Annotated in this window: 1 protein-coding gene and 1 pseudogene; one reads left to right on the top strand and one right to left on the bottom strand. The window is 72.7% G+C overall.

The annotated features are described in order from the left end of the window. Positions 1-201 precede the first annotated feature (201 nt). Entirely contained in the window at positions 202-1,296 is a 1,095-nt protein-coding gene (locus DKL51_RS23345) for an aminotransferase-like domain-containing protein (protein WP_109942713.1), read from the bottom strand. A gap of 432 nt (positions 1,297-1,728) precedes the next feature. Between DKL51_RS23345 and DKL51_RS35840 the strand changes: the two are divergent. Continuing rightward, positions 1,729-1,937, top strand: a pseudogene (locus DKL51_RS35840) (hypothetical protein); the annotation flags it as partial.

Here is a 1,937-nt window from a genome sequence, read left to right as displayed (position 1 = left end):
CGGCCCACCCGGCACCAGTGGGGGCGGGAGTTGTGCTGCGCGCGCCGGTAGTCCGGGCGGGGGCGGACGCATGCCCTCCCGGGCGTCGGACCCGTCACCGGGTGAGGTGACCGGCGCTCGCAGCATTGTGGGCCGCCGGCCGGCCCAGGGGGAGACCCGAGCCGGTCGGCATCGCCTTATTGTCGGAAACCCGACAGAAATTCAGGCGCGAACGGCTTCCATCGCCTCGGCCAGCCGACGGACACCCTCGTCGATCCGGTCCGCGGTCACCGCCGAGAACGCCAGCCGCAGCGCGTGCCGACCGCCGTCCAGCAGAAAGTCGCTGCCCTTGACGACCGCCACCCCGCGCTCCGCCGCGGCCGGGGCGAGCCGGTCCACCTCCACGTCCTGCGGCAACTCCACCCAGAGGAAGTAGCCACCGTCCGGCTCCACGAAGCGGGCCTCCGGGATGTGTCGGCGCAGCGACTCCGCGAGCACCCCGGCCCGCTCGCCGAGGGCGGCCGACACGTTCCGGATCGACCGCTCGACGTCGCCCGACACGCAGAACTGGTGCACGATCGCCTCGGAGACCATGCCGGGCGAGATGTAGAGGTTGGTCGCCTTCTTCGCGATCGCGGCGATCAGCTCGGCCGGACCGACCAGGTAACCGACCCGCACCCCCGGGCAGACCGTCTTGGTGAAGCTGGAGGCGTGCACCACCACGCCCCGGCTGTCCATCGACAGCATCGACGGCAGCTGCTCGCCCCGGAACCGGATGTCCGCGTACGGGTCGTCCTCGAAGATCGTGAAGTCGTACTCGGCCGCCAGCTCGAGCAGTTCCCGGCGCTTGTCGAGGGAGAGCGTCACGCCGGCCGGGTTCTGGTAGTTCGGGATGACGTGCGCCAGCCGCGGGCGCACCCCCGACTCCAGCAGCTTGCGCAGCTCGGCCGTGTCCAGGCCGTCCGGCTGGATCGAGACGCCGTGGATCTCGCCACCCATCTTCTGCAAGTTGAGCAGCGTCCGGTCGTACGTCGGGCGCTCGACGACCACCGCGTCGCCCCGCCGGACCAGGTGGTCGAAGAGGAAGGCGTCGGCCTGCAGCGAGCCGTTGGTGATCAGCACCTGGTCGGCCTCGACGCCGTGCTTTTCGGCGATCCACTTCCGAAGGGGCGGGTACCCGACGGAGGTGCCGTACGCCGTGACCCCGGCGGGGTCGGCGTCGAAGGCGCGGACGGCGGCGGCCTTGAGCCCCTCGACATCGACAATGTCCAGCGAGGGAGCGCCACGGGCGAAGGAGATCAGCTGCTCGGCGGTCATGCGCACGAGCCTAGGGCCTGCCCTGGCCGGTTCGGCCGGCATACACGCGAAGTTCAACATGCGGGCAGCCGAACCGGCCGACCGGACCACCGGAGATCCGAAGGAGGCTCGCGAGCTGCCCTCAAGGACGCCGGAACCGGGCCTCGTACGGCCTGGTGACGACCGCCCCGGCCCGGTGGCGGCCGGGTTCTCTCCGAGGCGCCGTCCGAACCGCCGCGGGCCCGGCCGGCGCGGACCACCGTGGACGGTGGCCCGGCCGACGCCCCGGCGCGGAGCGGGTCGAGATGCCCGCTTCGACGGATAGCGGCAACGCCACCGAGGCGTTCGGGTGAGTGTTGCTGTCCCCACGGCCCAGGTGACCGGGAGATAGTGTCGGGCGGGAAATCCCCGACGTACCGCCCCGTGACGGGCCACTGTCAGCCAGGGAGGGTCATGCCGGCCGACCGAGACCACCACAGCGCCTCCGGGCCGTCGCAGCCGAACGGCCTCTGGCCGGGCCAGGACATCCCCCGCCAGCAGGCCACCCCGGAGCCGGGGCCGGCCCTGCCGTGGCCGGACGCCGGGCACCCGGCAGCCCCGTCCGCCTGCGGCGGCTGCTCCGGGCCCGGCCAGGGTTCCCCGGTGTGCTGCTCCGTGCCCAG

Origin of the sequence: Micromonospora globispora, from assembly GCF_003857015.1 — a bacterium.
Taxonomy (GTDB): Bacteria; Actinomycetota; Actinomycetes; order Mycobacteriales; family Micromonosporaceae; genus Micromonospora; species Micromonospora globispora.
This window is presented reverse-complemented; position numbering and strand designations above follow the sequence as displayed.